The sequence below is a fragment of the Epibacterium ulvae genome, assembly GCF_018678075.1.
Classification (GTDB): Bacteria; Pseudomonadota; Alphaproteobacteria; order Rhodobacterales; family Rhodobacteraceae; genus Epibacterium; species Epibacterium ulvae_A.
This window is the reverse complement of record NZ_JAHHIR010000005.1, coordinates 92,335-112,823: the sequence shown is the minus strand read 5'-3', so window position 1 is coordinate 112,823 and position 20,489 is coordinate 92,335. Positions and strand designations below refer to the sequence as shown.

At 56.7% G+C, this 20,489-nt stretch carries 21 protein-coding genes and 1 pseudogene; 8 read left to right on the top strand and 14 right to left on the bottom strand.

Features of this window, described 5'->3' with window-relative positions; translation table 11 throughout:
* Positions 1 to 16: 16 nt before the first annotated feature.
* Positions 17 to 1,516, bottom strand: a complete 1,500-nt coding sequence (locus KMP13_RS00970) for a CoA-acylating methylmalonate-semialdehyde dehydrogenase (RefSeq protein ID WP_215263569.1) — start codon at positions 1,514 to 1,516, stop codon at positions 17 to 19.
* Positions 1,517 to 1,700: 184 nt separating this feature from the next.
* On the opposite strand from KMP13_RS00970, the gene KMP13_RS00965 reads away from it, so the two are divergent.
* From KMP13_RS00965 to coaD, 3 genes are all read left to right on the top strand, one after another.
* Positions 1,701 to 2,597: a LysR family transcriptional regulator gene (locus KMP13_RS00965; protein ID WP_215263568.1), complete on the top strand. Its 897-nt coding sequence runs from the start codon at positions 1,701 to 1,703 to the stop codon at positions 2,595 to 2,597.
* A 56-nt stretch (positions 2,598 to 2,653) separates the two neighbouring features.
* Positions 2,654 to 3,088 carry a CBS domain-containing protein gene (locus tag KMP13_RS00960; protein ID WP_215263567.1) on the top strand — a complete coding sequence of 145 codons (435 nt, stop codon included), beginning with the start codon at positions 2,654 to 2,656 and terminating at the stop codon, positions 3,086 to 3,088.
* Positions 3,089 to 3,264: 176 nt separating this feature from the next.
* Positions 3,265 to 3,759: a pantetheine-phosphate adenylyltransferase gene (coaD, locus tag KMP13_RS00955; protein WP_215263566.1), complete on the top strand. Its 495-nt coding sequence runs from the start codon at positions 3,265 to 3,267 to the stop codon at positions 3,757 to 3,759.
* 70 nt (positions 3,760 to 3,829) lie between these two features.
* Here coaD and KMP13_RS00950 read toward each other — a convergent pair whose 3' ends face one another.
* Both KMP13_RS00950 and gap read right to left on the bottom strand, forming a co-directional pair.
* Entirely contained in the window at positions 3,830 to 3,973 is a 144-nt protein-coding gene (locus tag KMP13_RS00950) for a hypothetical protein (RefSeq protein ID WP_215263565.1), read from the bottom strand.
* Positions 3,974 to 4,061: 88 nt separating this feature from the next.
* Complete coding sequence (gap, locus tag KMP13_RS00945; protein ID WP_215263564.1) at positions 4,062 to 5,063, bottom strand: type I glyceraldehyde-3-phosphate dehydrogenase; 1,002 nt, start codon at positions 5,061 to 5,063, stop codon at positions 4,062 to 4,064.
* Positions 5,064 to 5,312: 249 nt separating this feature from the next.
* Here gap and KMP13_RS00940 point away from each other — a divergent pair, with 249 nt between their 5' ends.
* Positions 5,313 to 6,269, top strand: coding sequence for a DUF808 domain-containing protein (locus KMP13_RS00940; RefSeq protein WP_215263563.1), 957 nt, complete (start codon positions 5,313 to 5,315; stop codon positions 6,267 to 6,269).
* A gap of 239 nt (positions 6,270 to 6,508) precedes the next feature.
* Here the strand turns inward: KMP13_RS00940 and bfr are convergent.
* Together bfr and KMP13_RS21040 are read right to left on the bottom strand one after the other, a co-directional pair.
* Positions 6,509 to 7,002: pseudogene (gene bfr, locus KMP13_RS00935) on the bottom strand (bacterioferritin).
* Between the two features lie 87 nt (positions 7,003 to 7,089).
* Complete coding sequence (locus tag KMP13_RS21040; protein WP_435370322.1) at positions 7,090 to 7,218, bottom strand: hypothetical protein; 129 nt, start codon at positions 7,216 to 7,218, stop codon at positions 7,090 to 7,092.
* 267 nt (positions 7,219 to 7,485) lie between these two features.
* Here KMP13_RS21040 and KMP13_RS00925 point away from each other — a divergent pair, with 267 nt between their 5' ends.
* Positions 7,486 to 8,868, top strand: coding sequence for a DUF3179 domain-containing (seleno)protein (locus tag KMP13_RS00925; RefSeq protein ID WP_215263562.1), 1,383 nt, complete (start codon positions 7,486 to 7,488; stop codon positions 8,866 to 8,868).
* A gap of 109 nt (positions 8,869 to 8,977) precedes the next feature.
* On the opposite strand, the gene KMP13_RS00920 is transcribed toward KMP13_RS00925, so the two are convergent.
* The 3 genes from KMP13_RS00920 to tkt form a co-directional block, all read right to left on the bottom strand.
* Entirely contained in the window at positions 8,978 to 9,127 is a 150-nt protein-coding gene (locus tag KMP13_RS00920) for a hypothetical protein (RefSeq protein ID WP_215263561.1), read from the bottom strand.
* Between the two features lie 73 nt (positions 9,128 to 9,200).
* Complete coding sequence (locus KMP13_RS00915) at positions 9,201 to 9,824, bottom strand: hypothetical protein (protein ID WP_215263560.1); 624 nt, start codon at positions 9,822 to 9,824, stop codon at positions 9,201 to 9,203.
* 125 nt (positions 9,825 to 9,949) lie between these two features.
* Positions 9,950 to 11,971: a transketolase gene (gene tkt / locus KMP13_RS00910; protein ID WP_215263559.1), complete on the bottom strand. Its 2,022-nt coding sequence runs from the start codon at positions 11,969 to 11,971 to the stop codon at positions 9,950 to 9,952.
* A gap of 307 nt (positions 11,972 to 12,278) precedes the next feature.
* On the opposite strand from tkt, the gene KMP13_RS00905 reads away from it, so the two are divergent.
* The 3 genes from KMP13_RS00905 to KMP13_RS00895 all read left to right on the top strand — a co-directional run bounded on the left by KMP13_RS00905 (position 12,279) and on the right by KMP13_RS00895 (position 14,952).
* Entirely contained in the window at positions 12,279 to 13,268 is a 990-nt protein-coding gene (locus KMP13_RS00905; RefSeq protein WP_215263558.1) for a colicin transporter, read from the top strand.
* The gene (locus KMP13_RS00900) at positions 13,268 to 13,684 is read left to right on the top strand and encodes a cell division protein ZapA (RefSeq protein ID WP_215263557.1); all 417 of its coding nucleotides are present in this window, start codon (positions 13,268 to 13,270) and stop codon (positions 13,682 to 13,684) included. Before KMP13_RS00905 ends, KMP13_RS00900 begins: the two co-directional genes overlap by 1 nt.
* Positions 13,685 to 14,034: 350 nt before the next feature.
* Positions 14,035 to 14,952 carry a calcium-binding protein gene (locus KMP13_RS00895; RefSeq protein ID WP_215263556.1) on the top strand — a complete coding sequence of 306 codons (918 nt, stop codon included), beginning with the start codon at positions 14,035 to 14,037 and terminating at the stop codon, positions 14,950 to 14,952.
* Between the two features lie 84 nt (positions 14,953 to 15,036).
* On the opposite strand, the gene grxD is transcribed toward KMP13_RS00895, so the two are convergent.
* The 6 genes from grxD to KMP13_RS00865 form a co-directional block, all read right to left on the bottom strand.
* On the bottom strand, positions 15,037 to 15,405 hold the full coding sequence (grxD, locus tag KMP13_RS00890) for a Grx4 family monothiol glutaredoxin (RefSeq protein WP_215263555.1): 369 nt from the start codon (positions 15,403 to 15,405) through the stop codon (positions 15,037 to 15,039).
* 221 nt (positions 15,406 to 15,626) lie between these two features.
* Positions 15,627 to 15,911: a hypothetical protein gene (locus tag KMP13_RS00885; RefSeq protein ID WP_215263554.1), complete on the bottom strand. Its 285-nt coding sequence runs from the start codon at positions 15,909 to 15,911 to the stop codon at positions 15,627 to 15,629.
* Positions 15,912 to 15,920: 9 nt separating this feature from the next.
* Positions 15,921 to 16,157 carry a BolA/IbaG family iron-sulfur metabolism protein gene (locus tag KMP13_RS00880; protein WP_215263553.1) on the bottom strand — a complete coding sequence of 79 codons (237 nt, stop codon included), beginning with the start codon at positions 16,155 to 16,157 and terminating at the stop codon, positions 15,921 to 15,923.
* Positions 16,158 to 16,225: 68 nt separating this feature from the next.
* Positions 16,226 to 16,753, bottom strand: a complete 528-nt coding sequence (locus KMP13_RS00875) for a hypothetical protein (protein ID WP_251363616.1) — start codon at positions 16,751 to 16,753, stop codon at positions 16,226 to 16,228.
* A 10-nt stretch (positions 16,754 to 16,763) separates the two neighbouring features.
* Positions 16,764 to 18,923 (bottom strand): phosphoribosylformylglycinamidine synthase subunit PurL, encoded by a 2,160-nt coding sequence (gene purL, locus KMP13_RS00870; protein ID WP_215263552.1) that lies wholly within the window; start codon positions 18,921 to 18,923, stop codon positions 16,764 to 16,766.
* A 499-nt stretch (positions 18,924 to 19,422) separates the two neighbouring features.
* Positions 19,423 to 20,328 carry a LysR family transcriptional regulator gene (locus KMP13_RS00865; protein ID WP_215263551.1) on the bottom strand — a complete coding sequence of 302 codons (906 nt, stop codon included), beginning with the start codon at positions 20,326 to 20,328 and terminating at the stop codon, positions 19,423 to 19,425.
* Positions 20,329 to 20,489 lie beyond the last annotated feature (161 nt).

The window sequence follows — 20,489 nt, the reverse complement described above, 5'->3', positions numbered from 1 at the left end:
GGTCATTTCGAGCGTCTTAATCGATCGCTTTGAAGTTCAGCGCCGCGCCGTCTTTGATGCCTGAGAACCAGCGGGCCGAAACTTTCTTGCTCTTGGTGTAGAACTTGAACGCGTCGGGACCGTATTGGTCCAGATCGCCAAAGCCGGATTTTTTCCAACCGCCAAAGGAATAGTAGGACAGCGGTACGGGGATCGGGAAGTTCACGCCAACCATGCCGACCTCAACCCGGGCCACAAAGTCACGCGCCACATCGCCATCGGCGGTATAGATCGCGGTGCCGTTGCCATAGGCGTTGTCCTGGATCAGCTGAAGCGCGTCTTCGTAATTGTCCTGGCGCACCATGGACAGAACCGGGCCAAAGACCTCTTCTTTGTAGATGTCCATATCCGGGGTCACATCATCAAACAGGGTTGGGCCGACGAAATAGCCGTCCTCGTAGCCTTGGATCGACAGACCGCGACCGTCGGTCAGGATTTTGGCACCTTGTTCCACACCAGAGGAGATCAGACCTTCTATGCGATCCTTGGCTTGGGCGGTGATCACCGGGCCAAAATCCACATCGTCGCCACCGGTATAGGGCGCAACCTTCAGGCTTTCGATACGTGGCACCAGCGTGTCCACCAGTTTGTCAGCCGTGTCCTGGCCGACCGGAACCGCGACCGAGATCGCCATGCAGCGTTCGCCCGCCGCGCCGAAACCGGCACCGATCAGCGCGTCTGCCGCCTTGTCGATATCGGCGTCGGGCATGATGATCATGTGGTTTTTGGCACCGCCGAAACATTGCGCGCGTTTGCCGTTGGTTGCCGCACGGCCATAGATATATTGCGCAATCGGGGTCGAGCCGACAAAGCCAACCGCCTGAACCGTCTCATTGTCAAGGATCGCGTCAACGCATTCTTTGTCGCCATGCACGACCTGAACCACACCTGCGGGCAGGCCGGCCTCAACAAACAGTTCTGCCAGACGCATCGAGGTCTTGGGCGTGCGCTCAGAGGGTTTCAGGATGATCGCATTGCCGCAGGCCACAGCCGGGGACATTTTCCACAAGGGGATCATGGCCGGGAAGTTGAACGGGGTGATACCCGCAACAACGCCCAAAGGCTGGCGCATGGAATAAAGGTCGATCCCGGTGCCGGCATCAACGGTATAGTCGCCTTTGAGGTGGGAGGGCAGGCCCATGCAGACCTCGACCACTTCCAGGCCACGCTGGATGTCGCCTTTGGCGTCGGGGATGGTCTTGCCATGTTCGCGCGACAGGATCTCTGCCAGCTCTTCCATATGTTCGTTGATCAGCGCGCCGAACTTCATGAACACGCGGGCCCGGCGCTGCGGGTTGACCTTGGCCCATTCTTTTTGCGCGATGGCTGCGCGTTCCACGGCTGCGTCCAGCTCAGACGGGCTGGCCAGCGGCACCTTGTAAATCACTTCGCCGGTCGCGGGATTGCGCGCTTCTGCAAAACGGCCCGACGTTCCGGGAACGTGTTCGCCGTCGATGTAATGGGTCAGGTCCTGCATGGGAATCCTCCAAAATGCGTTCTTGGGTCAATCATAGGATTGCAAAAAACGTTGTGACAGAGGAAAGATTTCAAACGGACCTTGCAAAAACGCAATGAGTTTACCCCCGGTTAACCATGTCGCCGATACGGTCACGTGACGGAGAAAATAGGGTTTTCCGGGTTTCCAGAAGGGAAAAGGCGCAATGGAACCACAATGGGACGATATGAAAGTCTTCCTCGCAGTCGCGCGCGAGGCCAGCCTGTCGGGGGCAGGGCGGGTGTTAAAGATGGATCCCGCCACGGTGGGACGCCGTGTGTCGCGGTTTGAATCGGCGCTTGGCACCTCGCTCTTCGTAAAATCGCCTCAAGGTTACGCACTCAGTGCTGCGGGCGATCGTCTGCTGGCGCATGCGGAATCTGCCGAGCAAGCGATGCGGGCCGGGCGCGAAGCGTTGAGCGGTCCCAGTGATACATTGTCAGGCCAGATCCGCATTGGTGCGCCCGACGGTAGTGCAAATTACGTGTTGCCACAGGTGGTTGCGCGCATTTCCGCGAAAAACCCCGACCTTGATATCCAGATCGTGGCGCTGCCACGGGTGATCAATCTCACCCGGCGTGAGGCGGATATGGCCGTTACTGTCAGCGCGCCAACCGCCGGTCAGCTGCTGGTTCAGAAGATTTGCGACTATAAATTACATCTCGTGGCGTCACGTCACTACTTGCGCGACCATGGCCCGATCGAGACACTGGAAGATATCAAAAAGCACAAGATGATCGGCTATATCCCGGATATGATTTTTGACCGGGAGCTCGACTACCTCAGCGAATTGGGGGTGGAGCGGGTCCAGATGGCCTCAAACTCTGTTGCGGTCCAGATCAAGATGGCCGCGGAAGGCACTGCACTGTGCGTCGCCCATGATTTCACTCTTCCGGCGCATCGGATGTTGCGGAAAATTCTGACCGATGAGGTCAGCCTGACCCGCAGTTTCTATCTGGTACGTCATCAGGGCGATCAACGCAGTGACCGATTGAACAGGTTTGCGCAAGAACTGTCCAAAGGCATCCGTGAAGAAATCGAAACCTTGGAAGCCTTGACTTGACTTAGTGTTGCGGAAACGTTTGTGATTGTGAAATAAAATTACGAGTAGGAGGCGTAATGCTAGTCCAATTGATTTTGAAGTCCAAAGCCAATGCCAGCGTGTTTACCGTGTCGCCGGATGCAACCGTTTCTCAAGCAGCTGAGATTCTAGCAAAGTACAGGATCGGTACCGTTATCGTCTCATCCACGGGTGACACCGCCGAAGGCATCCTGTCCGAGCGTGATATCGTGCGTGAACTCGCCGTCAGCGGGGCCGGATGTCTGAGCGAGCCCGTGCGCGAATATATGACCCAAAAGCTAGTAACCTGCAGCCCGCAGGATAATGCCGAGGATGTTCTGCGCAAAATGACCGAAGGACGGTTCCGCCACATGCCAGTTGTGGTGGACGGCAAGCTCAAAGGGATTGTGACGCTGGGCGATGTGGTCAAAGCCCAGCTGAGCGAGCTGGAAATGGAAAAAGACGCCTTGGAAGGTATGATCCGCGGCATGTAGTACTCTCTTTGCGGGGATTTATGCGATAGGGCAAAGGGCGCCGCCGGTTGATTTGGACTGCGGCGCCTGCCTGACATAAATCTATCATTTTTGACGGGTTTCCTTCTGTTTTGCCTTGCAAATCCGCCACGAAATATGATTGCGTGACCGCAACAGAATGCCAGGAGGAGGGCATCATGCGGGTCGCGTTATATCCCGGAACATTTGATCCGATCACCTTGGGCCATATCGACATCATCCGACGCGCCAGCGCGATGGTCGACAAGCTGGTGATTGGCGTTGCCATCAACCGAGACAAGGGTCCGCTGTTCACACTCGAAGAACGCGTTGCCATGATCGAAGCTGAATGCGCCATTTTGAGCGATCAGACTGGCACCGAGATTGTCGCCCATCCGTTTGAGAATCTGCTGATTGATTGCGCGCGCGATGTGGGGGCCCAGCTGATTGTGCGTGGCCTACGTGCGGTTGCGGATTTTGAGTATGAGTTCCAGATGGTTGGCATGAACCGCGCGCTCGACAGCTCGGTGGAAACCGTGTTCTTGATGGCAGAAGCCAAACATCAGGCGATCGCTTCGAAACTCGTCAAGGAAATCGCGCGCCTTGGCGGAGATGTGTCCAAATTTGTCACCCCACAGGTGCGCGATATGCTAGTTGCGCGCCTAAACGGCTAAGGTCGTTGTGATAGGGTATGGGGAAGGCCGGCCCCATGTGGTCGCCTTTTTTATGGGGCTGAGGCCGGGTTTAGCGCCAGAACGCCATCCAATGGGTCAGCTCAAAGAATTTCTTGGCCAAGAATATCATATGTTCATCGCCAAACAGGACGACGTCGGCAATTGCCGCAATCAGGATGAAGCTTCCCAGCCAAACGGCAATCTTGTGTGTCATATGAAGGTGGCCGATAATAACAAAATGCCCGGCCAGATATGCCTGACCGGGCGGGAAATCTCAACCCATTGGGTGCGTTAGAGGGCGATTAGCCTAGGTTGCCCATCGCAACGGCCACATCGGCCATCCGGCAGGAAAATCCCCATTCGTTGTCATACCAGGCTAGAACCCGCACTGTACGACCGCCAACAACGCGGGTTTGGTCCGGTGCAAAGATCGAGCTTTCGGGGCTGTGATTGAAATCGACCGAGACCAGAGGGGCGGGTTCATAGCCCAAAACACCCTTCATCTGGCCCATTGCGGCCTCTTGCATGATCGAATTGATCTGGTCGGCGGTGACATCTTGGCCGGCCTGGAAGGTCAGATCTACGGCTGACACATTTGGCGTTGGCACACGAATGGCGGACCCGTCCAGCTTGCCCTTCATCGCAGGCAGAACCTCTCCCAAAGCTTTGGCGGCCCCGGTCGAGGTCGGGATCATCGCCATCGCCGCACCACGGGCGCGGTAGAGATCGCTGTGGCGACGGTCCAGGGTTGGCTGGTCGCCGGTGTAGGAATGGATCGTGGTCATGATGCCGCTTTCGATGCCCACGGTCTGGTCTAGAACCTTGGCCAGCGGGGCCAAGCAATTGGTGGTGCAGGACCCGTTGGAGATCATCACCTCATCTGCGGTCATTTGATGGTCGTTAACGCCAAAGACCACGGTGCGGTCGACGTTCTTGCCCGGTGCCGACAGCAGCACCCGTTTAGCACCCCGTTCGATGTGCTTGTTGGCCTTCTCACCATCGTTGAACTGGCCCGTGCACTCCAGGACCACATCGCAGCCCTCCCAATCCAGCGTGTCCATATCGTAGGTGGAGAACATCTGCATGTCGCCGCGGCCCATGTTCATGGTGTTCTCGCCGAGCGTAACCTCACCCGGGAAGCGGCCGTGTACACTGTCGTATTTGATCAGATGCGCGGCGGTCTCTAGCGGGCCGGTTGCGTTGACCTTGATGACTTCGATGTCGTCGCGACCTGAGCCCGCAATATGGGACAGGGTGCAGCGGCCGATGCGGCCAAATCCGTTAATACCAACTTTAATGGTCATAATGCATCTCTCCAAGCGAGCGTCAGATAGTCACGCTATAGCGGTCTCTCGGCACTTGCCAAAGGAAAAAAGTGTATAAATGACAAACTGTTAGCGCAAAACATGACCGTTGGCGTTAACAGAATTTTGCGGTTGCGATAACATAAAGCACGGGGAAATTTTCGGTTGCGCTAACGCTTGTTTGCGGGTCCATATTCGCTAGGGTGCACAGCAGACTCACCTGTCCCAGAGACAAGAAGGAAATACGGTATGAGCGGGTTATTGGCGCTTTTGGATGATGTTGCAGCCATAGCAAAGGTCGCAGCCGCATCGGTGGATGACATCGCAACACAAACGGCCAAGGCCGGATCAAAGGCCGCAGGCATTGTGATCGATGACGCCGCTGTCACCCCCAAATACGTCACCGGATTTGCCCCGGCGCGCGAATTGCCGATGATCTGGCGCATCGCGCGCGGCTCGCTGATCAACAAGTTGGTGTTTCTGTTGCCGGTCGCCCTGCTGATGTCGCTCTATGCGCCCTGGCTGGTCGCACCCCTGTTGATCCTGGGCGGCTGTTACTTGAGTTTTGAGGGTGCCGAGAAGATCGTGCATGTGCTGATGCCCCATGATGACCATTCAGGCGGGCCGAACGGCAGCCATGATGTGGGCGACAAGGCGCAGCTGGAAGAGCAGCGCGTCAAAGGTGCGATCAAGACCGACTTTATTCTGTCGGCCGAGATTATGACCATTGCGCTGGCGACCATTGAATCCGACGTGTTGTGGCTTCAGGCGGTGACATTGGCAGTGGTGGGGATCGTGATCACCATCGCAGTGTACGGCGTGGTGGCGATTATCGTAAAGATGGACGATCTTGGCATGTGGATGGCGCGGGTCAGCCCAATCAATGCTCTGCGCGCGCTGGGGTGTGGCATCGTCTTTATCATGCCCTGGTTCCTGAAGTTTTTGACCATTGTAGGAACGGCCGCAATGCTGTGGGTTGGCGGGTCGATTATCGTGCATTCGGCGCATCAGATGGGCTGGCATATGCCGGAAGAGATCATTCACAACTGGGCGCATGCGGTTGGCCATGGCGACGCGGCAACCGAATGGATCGTAAAAGCGGTTGTCGACGGGATCCTCGGCTTCCTGATTGGCCTGGCACTGGTTCCGCTGGTGACCAAGGTCCTGATACCGTTGGTTGGGGGCAAGAAAGAGGGCGCGCATTAAGTGCGCCCGTGTTCGGTTTGGCCTATGTCTGGATTTTAAGTATTTAAGAAAAAGGTGAAAGCCTAACCGCAGGCACGCCTGATCGGCAACAGGCGTGTTTACCACAAGGCGTCTTTCATCTTTTTACAAATACTTATAACGCATCCCTAGAAGGGACGCGGACGGTCTCTTCGAAAAAAAACAAGCCGCCCAAACCAAAGGCGGCTTTTGATGCGATTAGCTCCTGATCGTCGGGGCGTTTATTCAGCCTGATCCGCAGATTCAGCGTTCAGTGCGCCGTAGTTTTTGGCGCCAATGCCTTCGTGCAGCTCGATCTGGGTTTCCAGAAAGTCAATGTGGCCTTCTTCGTCCAGGATCGGCTCCTTATACAAATGCAACGAGGCGTAGTCGCCCGCATCAGCGCAGTACTTGCGTGCTTCGACATCGAGTTCACCGCTTCCATCTCTGCCTCCCGATCGCAGGTCAGCGTCTCGCGCACGTTTTCACCGATGCGCAGCGGATCCAGGGTCTGCAGGTTTGGATGACCTTCCAAAAAGATGATCCGGTCGATCAGCTTGTCCGCATGTTGCTCCTCCTCAATAGATTCCTCACGCATCTTTTTCGCAAGGTTTCCATATCCCCAATCGGACTGCAGTCGGTAGTGCAGTCAGAATTGGTTGACCGCGGTTAGCTCCACCCGCAGCGCCTTGTTGAGGCAATCGATGACTTTCTTGTCGCCCTTCTTAGTGGCCATTCCCGTGTGACACAGCTTCCTTCGTGCTGCGCAGTATTGCGGGCACTTCCAGCTTGTCACTTTTGCGCATGGTTGACACGAATAATTTCATACAACAGCCGCATTCTGGGGATTTTCCAAGGGCGTGATGATCGTGGCGGCATCGGAGGCGCGCATCCAGTCGATGGCGTCATAGATATCGGTGGATGAGATTTTCTGGCAGCTGCAAACGATCATCGATGTGGTCCGGGATAACGTCCGACTGTTATTGTCGGAAATAAACGGCTTGTCTATTCACACTGAAGAAGTCGGAAATAGACCACACAAGTTTTTGGCCTCACTTACCCCTGAAGGAAACGTGATTTCCTACGTGATGGATTTCCATAGATTTTAAAGGCGCTCGTTTAGCTTCGAAGACCTGTGCGCGACAGGGATCTCGGCGAACAAACGGGCCGGGCCTTGGCCTGTTTTATTTGACGCATGACGCGCCCGAAAGGTCACACTATGTCGATTGTACGACGCTCTGTTTCCCGCTCGCTCTTTCTTGGCTCCCTTGTGGGCCTATCACTCATTGCCGCCCCCATGGCCGAGGCGCAATCCACAGCTCTGCCGGACTATGTCATTGCCGAATATGGCACTCCCCCCGCGGTGCCGACCGGTGCCTTCCCCCGTGATCTGAAAAAGGCGGTCCAAGTGGCGCTGGTTGACAGCGTGGCCAGCTCCACTTGGGGCCCGGATCAGATCAACGCCATGATTGCCATCACCGAGTCCAAGGACCCCCGCGTGGCCTGGATCATCAGCGATCTGATGCGCTTTGTCTCCAATGGGCAATTGTCGGCGATCTTGACGGAAACCGCCGCCAGCCTGTTGGACATCGACCCGCCGCGTGTGAACAGCTGGGGCATTGTCACCGACCACCTGATTGCCTGGGACATCCCTGAACCTCCCGGCTACCTGAAGGCCAAACGCGGTATCTTTACCTCGGTCGTACCAGGTTGGGACAAGATCTTTGTCAAAGGCGAGATCGACTGGCGTCACGTCTCCTGGGGCGGGGTTTTGATCGATAATCGCCCCTTTGACACCACGGATGAGGCCTGCAACTGCATTCCCGCCGCCGACAATCCCGAGGTTGAGACCGCGGCCGAGGCAACGTGGCTCGAGGACAGCGACGTTGTGTTCGGGGTCGAGGTCAACGGGGAGGCGCGCGCCTATCCACGTCAGATCATGGAAGTGCGCGAGATGGTGAACGACACCCTCGGCGGGCGGGATCTGGGCATTCCCTATTGCACCTTGTGCGGCGCGGCGCAGGCTTATTTCACCGATGAACTGGGCGGTGGCATCAAACGTCCGATCCTGCGCACCTCGGGTCTTTTGATCCGGTCGAACAAGGTGATGTATGACGTGAACAGCTATTCCGTCTTTGACACGTTCCTCGGCACTGCTGTCACCGGTCCTTTGGCGCGCAAAGGCGTTGCGCTGACACAGGCCGGCGTGGTGACAACCACCTGGGGTGATTGGAAAAAAGCGCATCCCAATACCACGGTCCTGATCGAAGATCTGGCGCTGGGGCGTGATTTTGACTTCCGCAATGGCCGTGACGCCAACGGGCCGATCTTCCCGGTTGGCGACGTGGACCCGCGTCTGCCGGTGCATGAGGATGTGATTGGCATTGTCGCCGCCTCTGGCAAGCCGATTGCTTTCCAACGCTCCAAAGCCATCGCCGCACTGCAACGCGGACAAGAAATCGCTTTTGAAAACATCCGCCTGACATTGGACGGCGGCGGAGTCAAAGCGGTGTCTACCGATGGCGCAGACCTCGGCAGCCACCAGGCCTTTTGGTTCGCTTGGTCGCAGTTCCATCCTGAAACAGAGCTGTGGCAGGGGTAAGACATCAATGCAGAAGAGCGCCTCGTAAAGAAGGCGCTCTTTCACGATTGCGGTTTGGTGGCGACTAGATCGCCGGCAGCATCAATTCGAACAAGAGCATGCCTGCGATCTACATGGTCACGGCACTTGCGATCATTGGGCTGGAGGCGTTTTCCAGCGCTTCTGACACCAGTTCCGACAATGTCATCCAAATCTTTGCCCCGGCCGCAAGGCCCAGCCCAACTGGCAGACCCGTGCGATGCCGATGCTCGATTGACAATGGTACAAAACCTGAGCCTCACGAAAGATCAAGGTATGTAGACCGTAGAACAGAGTGGTTTGCCGCGAAGAGCCTATTGAGCAAAACGAGACATCTGTTGCGATATGGCCGCCGAGACAGCAATCGATTTGGGGTCGCGCCAGCCGGTATAGTCAATATCCTCAACAAAGCTTTGTTCGACTTGCGTGCGGATCATTTCTTTAACCCGTTCGATTTCGCGATCGATCTCTTCGATCATTGTGTCCCGGGCTTTGGTCATTTTTGGATCGGTGCTGGCCTGTGCTTCTGACTGCAATGTCCGCTTCGCGGCTTCCAGACGCTCAAGCTCGACATAAAGGGCTGTATTGCCTTTGCGCGCGCCTTCGACAATCTTGGACAATAATTGTGACTGATCAGAGATTGGGCCTGCGATCATCGCATCGACAAAGACGTTCAACTGATTGGGTGTTTTTACACGACCCAATGCCGTGGCAAGGATCTCTGTGTCTTGCTCAACATCGCCCGTCATAAGGGTCCGGGCATCGGCCACCATATCGTCATAAGGCGTGTCTTCGCTCCACTGCGCGATCATCCGGTCGAGACTTGCGTTGGTGGCGTTATATGTATCCGCGAAGTTCGAATTGCTCTGTTGGGGCTCGCGCAACGTGGTTGGCGATGGCGGGGTTTGGCCCAAATACTGAACGTTTCCTGTGATCATTCTGATCTCCCAAGGGTTGTTTGGAGACCTTGACAGTGAACGCCTAAAAAAGCTTAAACCTTAAAAATGACAATAAAAAAGAGGGGCTACAGAGCCCCTCTTTTCAACTTCATGGTGAACGGTGGTTAAGCAAGCAGGGCTTTTGCCTTGGCAACTGTTGCGTTGACGGTGATGCCGAATTTCTCGAACAATTCACCGGCCGGAGCGGAGGCACCAAAGGAGGTCATACCGACAAAATCGGCCTTCTTCTCTTGGCCGCGCTCACCCATCAACAGACGATCCCAGCCGCCGTCACGCACGGCAGCTTCGATGCCGACGCGGACTGCACCCGCAGGCAGGACCTTGCGGCGATAAGCTTCGTCTTGTGCCAGGAACAGCTCCATACAAGGCATGGAAACCACGCGGGTGCCGATGCCTTCGGCCTCCAACTTCGCCTTGGCGTCCATTGCCAGCGAGACTTCGGAACCGGTGGCGATCAGGATGACCTGGCGTTTGCCTTCGGCGTCGGCAAGAACATAGCCGCCCTGGGCGGTCAGGTTGTTCATCTTGTGCTCGGTGCGCAGGGTGGGCAGGCCCTGACGGGTCAGCGCCAAAACGGATGGCGTGTCTTTGGAGGACAGCGCGATTTCCCAGGCTTCCGCGGTCTCAACAGCATCCGCAGGGCGGAAGGTATAGGAGTTCGGGGTCGCGCGGCAGATCGCCAGATGTTCCACCGGCTGGTGGGTCGGGCCGTCTTCGCCAACGCCAATGGAATCGTGGGTCATCACAAATACGGTCGGCAGTTTCGACAGGGCCGCCAGACGCATGGCCGGGCGCGCATAGTCGGTGAAGCAGAAGAAGGTGCCGCCATAGGGGCGCATGCCGCCGTGCAGAACCATACCGTTCATCGCAGCTGCCATACCGTGTTCACGGATGCCCCAATAGACGTAGCGCCCTTTGCGGTTATCGGTGTCAAACACGCCGAGATCGCCGGTTTTGGTGTTGTTAGAGCCTGTCAGATCCGCAGATCCGCCCACAGTTTCGGGCAGAACCGGGTTGATCACAGCCAGCGCCATCTCAGACGCTTTGCGGGTTGCGACCTTGGGCTGTTCTTCCGAGACCTGCTTTTTCAGGGCGCGCACAACAGAGGCCAGCTTTCTTGGAGCTTCCAGCGCATAGGCGCGGTTGAAGCGGTCCTGTTTCTGGCTGGACACGTCTGCGAAACGTGCTTCCCATGCGGCGCGATCTGCGCCGCCGCGGGTGCCGATGGCTTCCCATGCAGATTTGACATCGGCAGGAACGTCAAAGGCTTCCAGCGGGCAACCATATGCCTCTTTAGCGGCGATCAGCTGCTCTGCGTCGGTCAGAGCGCCGTGGCCTTTGGAGGTATCCTGCGCCGCGTGCCCCAATGCGATATGGGTTTTGCAGGCGATCATGGACGGTTTGTTTGCCTTCTTGGCGGCGGTGATGGCGGCATCAATCGCAACCGGATCGTGGCCGTCGATTTCCTGCACGTGCCAGCCCGACGCTTTGAAACGCTGAACCTGATTGGTGCGGTCCGACAGTTCAACAGACCCGTCGATGGTGATGTTGTTGTCATCCCACAGCACAACCAGTTTGCCCAACTGGTGACGACCCGCAAGGCCGATGGCCTCTTGGCTGATGCCTTCCATCAGGCAACCGTCGCCGGCAATCACATAGGTGTGGTGATCAACGATCTTCTTGCCGTATTGGGCGCGCTGCATTTCTTCGGCCATGGCAAAACCTACGGCGTTGGAAATCCCCTGACCCAAGGGGCCTGTGGTCACTTCAACCGCGTCCAGCAGGAAGTTTTCCGGATGGCCTGCGGTCAACTGACCCAGCTGGCGGAATTTCTTCACTTGATCCAGCGTGACCTGCGCATCGCCCATCAGATAGAGCAGGGAGTAGATCAACATCGAACCGTGACCAGCGGACAGGATAAACCGGTCGCGGTCGGGCCATTTCGGCGCGGTGACGTCAAACTTCATATGCTTTTCGAAAAGCACGGTCGCAACATCGGCCATACCAATTGGCATGCCAGAGTGGCCGGAATTGGCGGCCGCAACCGCATCAAGTGTCAGGCCACGAATGGCGGCGGCCTTGGACCAATGCTCGGGGTTTGCAGAGCGCAGGGCTGTCAGATCCACTGGAGTTTTCCTTTGGCTTTATCGGGCGGATGACAGGCTGCATAACAGTCATACGACAAAGTGCAAGCCGCGTGAGGGTGCAAATCCGCTATTCCTTGAGCTTAGCCCTGCAACCGCTTGAAAGGGCAGGGTGGCTCATTTACTCATTGGGGCGAATACCGCCGCGTGCGTGGGATCTCGGACTTGCGATTCGCGGCATCTGTGGCAAATATGATTAACCAGAAGGCTGTAAAGCAGTGACCACCGGACCTGTGCATGCGCAGGGACAATTGCCAAAAGCGTCACGGAAACAGGCATAGGGACAGGCATGGAGCAGATAGAGGAATTGCAGGCACGCGTTCTGGCGGCGATGGATCGGATTACATCCGGTGTCGGCGTGCTGGAAGCGCGCCAAGCGGCCGCAGCGGCTGCTACCCCAAACGTTGAGCTGGAACAGGCGCTTGAGGAAGAGCGCACCGCCAACGCCCAGTTGGAAGAACGCCTGCGCGGGTTGCGGGGCCGTTTGGACGAGCTGGAGACCCAAGCCGAGGCCGCACAGGGCAGTGCAGGGGACGCGGAAACTATCGCAGCCCTTGAGGCTGAAGTGCAACTGTTGCGCAATGAGGTCGGCAATACGGCCGAACGTGACGCGCTGCGGATGGAAGTGGACCGGCTGAAAGGGGCTCTGGAAGGGGCCCAGAACGAGGCTGCCAATTCCAAAGAACATTGCGAGATGATGGAGACCGAGGTCGCGCGGCTCAAATCCGAGCTGGAGACTGCCCTTGTTGCGGCTGCGCCCAGTGATGAGCCGGTGATCTCAGAGGTGGATTTTGCGGCGCTGGAAGCAGAGCGCAATCGTCTGAAAGACGAGCTTGCCGCCGCGACCGAGGCTGCAAGTGCTGCCGACGCGCAAGTTGCCGCTGCCAAAGCAGAAGCCGCGCAGGCTCTTACCGCTGCCGAAGCTGCCCAGGCCACTGCAGCACAGGCCACTGCAGCACAGGCCGAAGCTGCCCAGGCCGCCGCAGCCGTGCCGCAGCCCGTCCCGGTTGAGGATGACGAGACCCTGATCAAGCTGGATCAGGAACTGACAAGCCTGCGCACCGCCAATGATCAACTGGTGCAATCCAACACCGCCTTGCGCGAAGCCAACGCCGAAGGGGTGGGTGATCCCGCCCTGATCAATGCCGCGCTTCAGGCGGAGGTTGAGGGGCTTAAGGCTGCAAATGCCACCGACCGCGCCGAGATGGCGGCGGTGATTGCCCGTTTGGAGCCACTGTTGATGAACGACCAGACCTTGCCGCAGGGGGAGACTGAGTGATGCCCGAAGTTACAATTCATATCGGTGGCCGTGGGTTCGAAGTGTCTTGCCAAGAGGGTGAGGAAAGCTATCTGCAGTCCGCCGCCAAAATGCTGGACGACGAAGCGCAGGTTCTGGCCGATCAGATTGGCCGCATGCCCGAGGCGCGGATGTTGTTGATGGCCGGGCTGATGCTGGCCGATAAAACCGCCGCCGTTGAAGATCGCCTGGGCGCGGTTGAGGCCAAGTTGGCCGAAAAAGACGCCGAGATCATGGCCAAAGACGCCGAGCTGACCGCATTGCGTGCAGCCCCAGCCCCGGAACCCGAGCGGATCGAAGTCCCCGTGGTGCCGCCGCAAGTTGGCGAAACGCTGGCAGAACTGGCCGCCCGCGCCGAAAGTTTGGCGCAGGAAATCGAAGAAAAAGCCGCGTCCTAACGGGCTTGACATCTTGTGTGGGTCCGAGGGTTGTGCAATCGGACCCGCCACATGTTTCAATAGGGCACTTCACAGATTGAACCTGCAAATTTTCGGTAGATCTGCGGTCACCAATTTTCCCGCTCGGCGGGAATCAGGGCAGGTATACAGTATAGCCCGACTATCCCGATGCACCTTTGAAAGCACTTGACCGTCGCAGCCTGCGAAACAATCGAGAAAATGGCCCAAGATTGTTATTCTTCGCTGCACTGTAGCATCCAGTTTAACCACCTTTTGTAAGAACATCTTTAAATTGTCAGGGCTTTCGATTAGCAAATTAACAGACCATTAATGGCATTTGGGAATTCAAGATGTTTGGAATTGCTATATTGGCGACTCTGGTCCTGGGTGGGGCAATTATCGCGCTTGATGACGATGACGACAACAACACAGTAGACGAAAGCAACTCAACCGAAGAACCGGAACTGCGGGTTGAAACCGATACGGCGACCGAGGGCGGGGATCTTTTGTCCTTTGCCGCGGAAGACGATGTCATCGATGCACTGGGCGGTGATGACGAAGTTCGGGCCGGCGCGGGCGATGACACCGTATTTGGTGGCACCGGCGATGACACATTGTTTGGCCAAGGCGGCAATGACGATCTACGCGGTGGCGAAGGCAATGACGACCTGTTTGGCTCCGGCGGTCAGGACACGTTGTCCGGCGATGCCGGTGATGACAATTTGATCGCGAGCGCTGGTGCAGACACGATTTTCTCGGGCGAAGGCGATGACATTGCATTTGGCGGTTCTGGATCTGACTCGATCTTGGGAGGCGCTGGCAATGACTTCCTGTATGGCGGTGAGTTGGAGAGCGAGCCGAACAGCGAAGACCTTGCAACGCTAAGAGACCCGGATGCGGTTGCGGAGATGTTTATCGTTGGCGATGACATCGCGGACACGTTGAATGGCGGCGTCGGGGATGACACGCTGATCCTTGATGAAGCGGACCAAGGTCGTGGCGGCGATGGGGATGACACGTTTATCCTCTATACCGATGGCGCCGTTAATGACCCGATCACGGTGACCGACTTTACCGCAGAGGACGACACGCTGGCGGTTTCCATTCTGGAAGAGTCTGGGCTGACCGTGGACGACTTCTCGGTCTTGAATGACACCGACACGGGCGACGCGTTGATTATGCAAGACGGCGATGTTCTGGCTCGTGTTATTGATGCAGGCGATACGCTTACGATTGATGATGTCGCATTCATCCTGCTCACCAGCTAAGTCGATAGTTTCAAAATAGAAAAAGGCCTGCCAAGAACGATCTTGGCAGGCCTTTTTTAATTCTTGTCCAGCAGGGACTCGGGATTAGCCGTTGTTGTTGGCTTCGCGGATCTTGTCTGCGGCTTCTTTGTTGTAGACAACTTCGTTGCTGTCAAACACGGTGTCGAGCTCGCCAGACAGGGTCATCTCGGTGATGATGTCACAGCCACCCACGAACTCACCTTTGATGTAGAGCTGCGGGATGGTGGGCCATTCAGAGTATTCTTTGATGCCTTGGCGGATCTCATCGTCGGCCAGAACGTTCACATCGGTGTATTCGACGCCGATGTAGTTCAACACGCCAGCCACGCGCGAGGAGAAACCACATTGTGGCATGTCCTTGGTGCCTTTCATGAAAAGCACAACGGTGTTGTCTTTGACGGTTTCGTCAATGCGGGAATTTACGTCGGTCATGGTCGTCTCCGTTTCCAGGCGCGGCGGCGCAGTTTTTGTTCAACGCGCCAAAAGCGTGGTCCGTATCTAAGAAGTTTTCTAAACTCACATATGGGAACCCTGCAGATATACGCAAGGTCCATTATTCTCATTGCCCAGTGTAGCAGTATTTTTGCGATGCCTGCCAAGGCCGAAACCAAGGCATCATCCATAAGTGATCACACGGGCACAGCCGGGTCGCATCAGGGACGTCTATTGCCAGAATGACCTCTCCGTCTGAGCCAGTTTCGGGCTTGCAGGCGGCCGTGTCTCTTGTTGACCTTGTCAACCGCGTCCAGATCCACTGCCTCTAACCCCAGTTGTGGTTCGGGCGTTGTGTGGTGACGGTCTGGTCTCCGGTCGATCTTGGGTGGTTGGGCGCGTGACAAAGGGCGGCGTTTGCCGCCCCTGAGCCGCAGATCAATGGCGACGATGGCCGCGATCACTGCGGTGATGCCCAACAGGACAATGAGTGTTTTGACACTCATACCCGGTTATTACTCGGGCGCTTTGGTGGTCAGAGCCAGCGCGTGCAGCTCGCCGTCGGATCCATCCATCTTGCCTTTGAGCGCGGCATAAACAGCGCGTTGCTGCTGGACACGGTTTTTGCCGCGAAAGCTTTCGTCGACAACCATTGCGGACATATGCACGCCGTCCGAGCCGCCGACCTGGATTTCCGCGTCTGGGAAGGTTTCGCGCAAAAGTGCTTCGATTTCGTGGGCCTGCATGGGCATTTGGGGTCAATGTCCTTCTAACTTGTGTGTCTAAAATGTAGGGCTGGGGCGGTGCCACTGCAAGTGGATTAGGCCCGCATATCAACGTAAGGCGCGAGAAGAGGAATGAAGTTGGGCACCTCGGCCAGGGCCTCTTGAACCTCGGGCTCTTCAAAGTCCCAGATCGATGTGGCGTCTTGTGGGCACAGTGCGGCCATCATGGCGTGACACCTGGCGCGCAGGTCATCCGGCATGGGAATGTTCAGCGCCTCTTGCAGGATCAACAACGCCTCGTGAATGGGGCGCACAACCCGCAAGGCGTGGGTCATATGGCGCAGCAGATCGGGATCATCTTGCCAGCTTTCGCCGTCAAACAGCTCCTGCGTGACACGCTGGCCGGCACCGGCACAGGAATAGGCGACGCAGCCGGTGAACCCCTGTTGCACAAGACCATCGTGGATCGAACAGCCATGTGCAGAGTTCAGTTTAGGGCAGGGCGCGTCGGTGTCTTTGTCGAGCGCGAATTCCGCCCCTTTGTCAAAAGGGTAGGCCACGCAGCACAAGGCCGCGCAGCGACTGCAATCATGGGTCAGCTCTGGTAGGTCGGGCTGACCCATGTGCATTTTCTTAGGCCACAGCCGCGGCAAAGCTGGCGCGGAACGTCTCGGACAGTTCTGCAAGTGGTGCCTCAGAGCCACCGAACTTTACGCTGTCACCGCCAAATTTTCCAACCGAGGTCAAGGTCACACCCGCCTGGCTTGCCGCCAGCATCAGTCCTTCGGCCTGATCAAAGTTGCAGGCCACAAGATAGCGCGCCTGATCTTCGCCGAACAAGGTCGCCATGTCGCCGGCATCCAGCACAACGCCAACGCCCGCGCTTTCGGCCAGTTCAAAGGCCGCCAGCGCCAGACCGCCATCCCCCAGATCGGTGCAGGCTTTGATCAGATCGCGGTTTGCGCGCACGAACTCACCATTGCGCTTCTCGGCTTCCAGATCCACAGCGGGTGCGTCGCCGTCTTCGCGGTTGAACACTTCTGCGAGCAGGGCAGATTGGCCGAGGTGACCGTTGGTCTCACCAATAACCAGCGCGATGTGGCCTTCGCGGACCTCCCCAATGATCGGCTCTTCGCCGGCCGCGATCAGGCCGACGGCGCCGATGGTTGGCGTGGGCAGGATCCCCTGACCGTCGGTTTCATTGTACAGCGATACGTTGCCGGACACGATGGGCATGTCGAGGAAAGCAACCGCTTCGCCGATGCCCTGCAATGCGCCCACGAACTGGCCCATGATCTCTGGCTTTTCGGGATTGCCAAAGTTCAGGTTGTCGGTGGTCGCCAGCGCCTTGGCACCAACCGATGTCAGGTTGCGGTAGGCTTCGGCAACCGCTTGTTTGCCACCTTCAACCGGGTTCGCTTTGACGTAGCGCGGGGTCACATCCGAGGTAAACGCCAGTTTCTTGTCGGTGCCATGCACCCGGATGATACCTGCGGAGGCACCGGGGCGTTGTTGGGTGTCGCCCATGACGGTGGTGTCATATTGTTCATAGACCCACTGTTTGCCGGCATAGTTCGGTCCAGAGATCAGCGCCTTGAGACCATCGATGGCATCAATTTCGGCAATCTCACCCACGGGCTCTGCAGCCGGGGTTGGCACCCATGGACGGTCATATTCAGGGGCCGAGGAGGAAAGTTTTGACAGCGGCAGGTCTGCTTTGACCTCACCATTGTGAACAATCAGAAAACGGTCTTCGGCGACGGTTTCACCCACGATCGCAAAGTCCAGATCCCATTTCACAAAAACCGCCTTGGCTTCGGCTTCCAGTTCCGGCTTCAGAACCATCAACATACGTTCCTGAGATTCCGACAGCATCATCTCATAGGCCGTCATGTTCTCTTCGCGCTGTGGGACGTCTTCGAGGTTCAGCTTAACGCCCAGACCACCTTTGTCGCCCATCTCAACCGCGGAACAGGTCAGACCAGCGGCCCCCATATCCTGGATCGAGATCACGGCACCGGTCTGCATCAGCTCCAGCGTGGCTTCCATCAGACGTTTTTCGGTGAAGGGATCGCCGACCTGAACGGTGGGGCGTTTTTCTTCGATGGTGTCGTCAAATTCCGCTGAGGCCATGGTTGCCCCACCCACGCCGTCACGGCCGGTTTTGGCGCCCAGGTATACAACCGGCATGCCAACGCCGGATGCGGCGGAGTAGAAAATGCTGTCGGTCTTGGCCAGACCCGCCGCAAAGGCGTTGACCAGGCAGTTGCCGTTATAGGCCGAGTGGAAGCGCACTTCGCCGCCAACACAAGGCACACCAAAACAGTTGCCATAGCCGCCAACACCCTCGACCACACCGTTGACCAGCTGACGGGTCTTGTGATGGGAGGGTTCGCCAAAGGACAGAGAGTTCATCGAGGCGATGGGGCGCGCACCCATGGTAAAGACATCACGCAGAATGCCGCCAACACCGGTCGCCGCACCCTGATAGGGTTCGATATAAGACGGGTGGTTGTGGCTTTCCATTTTGAAAACCACCGCATCGCCATCGCCAATATCTACAATACCTGCGTTCTCACCGGGGCCACAGATAACCTGTGGGCCTTCGGTGGGCAGGCCGCGCAGCCATTTCTTGGATGACTTATAGGAACAGTGCTCGTTCCACATCGCAGAAAAAATACCAAGTTCAGTGAACGTCGGCTCACGCCCGATGATCCCAAGGATCAGATCGTATTCGTCCGGTTTTAGCCCGTGACTTTCAATCAATTCAGGGGTGATTGCTGGTTCCTGCATACGTTTCTTCCCGATGGCCGCGTTTGCGCGCCTTTTAAGACAAGCAGACCCTTTGGAAAAGCCCAAAGCGTATAAAGGTGGAAAACCGATGGTTTGGGCGACCGAAATTTGAAAACACCGGTTGTTCGGAGGTTTGAACAGAGGATTGACCAGATCGCAATTTTCCGGATTTTTGAATATTGCGCACGCAAAGTGGACTTTGGAATGCGTTTTTAGGTCAAATTATGGGCGTATTCATAATTTGGTAACTTTTAAGCAAACCAAAGCTTGGCTTTTGTCCTGTTAGACGCAAAACATGTGGCAACAAGGCAAATCGTGAAATTGCCAAAAAAAAGGCCGAGCACTAAGCTCGGCCGAAGTCCAACAGGGAGGTATGAAGGTCGGCGAGTGCCGTCTCCTTCATGAGTCTCATTTAGGGGGTCTCTCCCGCACCTTCAAGGTATTTAACCGTTAAAATGTGCAGATCTGCCATGCAAATTTTGCATGGCTCGTGCGTTTCCTACAGTTTGCCCAATTCTTTCATATGCTTGCGATGTTCAATAATCTCGCTCTGCACAAAATCACGGAACGCTGCAACGCGGCGAGAATGGCGCAATTCCTCGGGGTAGGCGAGGTATACGGGCACTTCGTGAGTCTCTTCCTCGGGCAGAACCTCGACCATGGCCGGAAAATCTTCGGTCACATAGTCGGGCAGAACACCAATACCAAGGTCATGCACCACCGCTTGCAGCACGCCGAAATAGTTGTTCACGTTCAACACAGACTGCGGCGAATGGGCCATCAGACGTTTGACCATCAAAGCCGCCGCCCCGACCTGCGCCGATTGGGTGTTCTGACAGATCAGCCGGTGGTCTTTCATATCTTCCGCTTTGAGCGGGGTTCCGTGGTTCTTGAGATAGGTTTCTGACGCATAAAGGCGCATCTGCACCGTCATCAGACGTTTGCGCACCAGATCGGCCTGGCTGGGTTCCTTCATGCGAATGGCGACATCGGCCTCACGCATGGGCAGGTCCAGCACCCGCTCTTCCAGCATTAGGTCGATATTGAGGTTTGGATATTCCTCATAAAGCTTGTTCAGACGCGGCGCCAACCACAGAGTGCCAAAACCAAAAGCGGTGGTGACCCGCAGCTGGCCAAAGACTTCTTCTTCGCTGTCGCGGATCCGGGCCGAGGCGGCCTCCAGCCGTTGGCTCATGGCGCGGGTGGCGTCAAACAGCAGTTCACCCTGTTCGGTCAGGATCAATCCACGTGCGTGGCGGTGGAACAATGTGGTGTTCAACCGCTCCTCCAAGGCGCGGATTTGCCGACTGACCGCAGATTGCGACAGGTTCAGCTTGTCACCGGCATGAGTCAGGCTGCCTGCATCCGCAACTGCGTGAAATATCCGTAGCTTATCCCAATCCATATCCATGCTCGCTGTGTTGTCATTTATTGTCATTATAACCGTAAGACACGCGGTTTTCCATTTTGTGACGGGACGTTCAATGCTCCATGATGAAAAAACCTCTATTCAGGTCAGTAATTATGACCCAATGTGAGCAAATCAAAGGCAAGCTAATCTGGTGA

What these genes read in the sequence shown, in the direction of transcription:
- KMP13_RS00970 (WP_215263569.1), bottom strand. Translation starts at nt 1,516, where the DNA reads ATGCAGGACCTGACCCATTACATCGACGGCGAACACGTTCCCGGAACG.
- KMP13_RS00965 (WP_215263568.1), top strand. Translation starts at nt 1,701, where the DNA reads ATGGAACCACAATGGGACGATATGAAAGTCTTCCTCGCAGTCGCGCGC.
- KMP13_RS00960 (WP_215263567.1), top strand. Translation starts at nt 2,654, where the DNA reads ATGCTAGTCCAATTGATTTTGAAGTCCAAAGCCAATGCCAGCGTGTTT.
- coaD (WP_215263566.1), top strand. Translation starts at nt 3,265, where the DNA reads ATGCGGGTCGCGTTATATCCCGGAACATTTGATCCGATCACCTTGGGC.
- KMP13_RS00950 (WP_215263565.1), bottom strand. Translation starts at nt 3,973, where the DNA reads ATGACACACAAGATTGCCGTTTGGCTGGGAAGCTTCATCCTGATTGCG.
- gap (WP_215263564.1), bottom strand. Translation starts at nt 5,063, where the DNA reads ATGACCATTAAAGTTGGTATTAACGGATTTGGCCGCATCGGCCGCTGC.
- KMP13_RS00940 (WP_215263563.1), top strand. Translation starts at nt 5,313, where the DNA reads ATGAGCGGGTTATTGGCGCTTTTGGATGATGTTGCAGCCATAGCAAAG.
- KMP13_RS21040 (WP_435370322.1), bottom strand. Translation starts at nt 7,218, where the DNA reads ATGATCGTTTGCAGCTGCCAGAAAATCTCATCCACCGATATCTATGAC.
- KMP13_RS00925 (WP_215263562.1), top strand. Translation starts at nt 7,486, where the DNA reads ATGTCGATTGTACGACGCTCTGTTTCCCGCTCGCTCTTTCTTGGCTCC.
- KMP13_RS00915 (WP_215263560.1), bottom strand. Translation starts at nt 9,824, where the DNA reads ATGATCACAGGAAACGTTCAGTATTTGGGCCAAACCCCGCCATCGCCA.
- KMP13_RS00905 (WP_215263558.1), top strand. Translation starts at nt 12,279, where the DNA reads ATGGAGCAGATAGAGGAATTGCAGGCACGCGTTCTGGCGGCGATGGAT.
- KMP13_RS00900 (WP_215263557.1), top strand. Translation starts at nt 13,268, where the DNA reads ATGCCCGAAGTTACAATTCATATCGGTGGCCGTGGGTTCGAAGTGTCT.
- KMP13_RS00895 (WP_215263556.1), top strand. Translation starts at nt 14,035, where the DNA reads ATGTTTGGAATTGCTATATTGGCGACTCTGGTCCTGGGTGGGGCAATT.
- grxD (WP_215263555.1), bottom strand. Translation starts at nt 15,405, where the DNA reads ATGACCGACGTAAATTCCCGCATTGACGAAACCGTCAAAGACAACACC.
- KMP13_RS00885 (WP_215263554.1), bottom strand. Translation starts at nt 15,911, where the DNA reads ATGAGTGTCAAAACACTCATTGTCCTGTTGGGCATCACCGCAGTGATC.
- KMP13_RS00880 (WP_215263553.1), bottom strand. Translation starts at nt 16,157, where the DNA reads ATGCCCATGCAGGCCCACGAAATCGAAGCACTTTTGCGCGAAACCTTC.
- KMP13_RS00875 (WP_251363616.1), bottom strand. Translation starts at nt 16,753, where the DNA reads ATGGGTCAGCCCGACCTACCAGAGCTGACCCATGATTGCAGTCGCTGC.
- purL (WP_215263552.1), bottom strand. Translation starts at nt 18,923, where the DNA reads ATGCAGGAACCAGCAATCACCCCTGAATTGATTGAAAGTCACGGGCTA.
- KMP13_RS00865 (WP_215263551.1), bottom strand. Translation starts at nt 20,328, where the DNA reads ATGGATTGGGATAAGCTACGGATATTTCACGCAGTTGCGGATGCAGGC.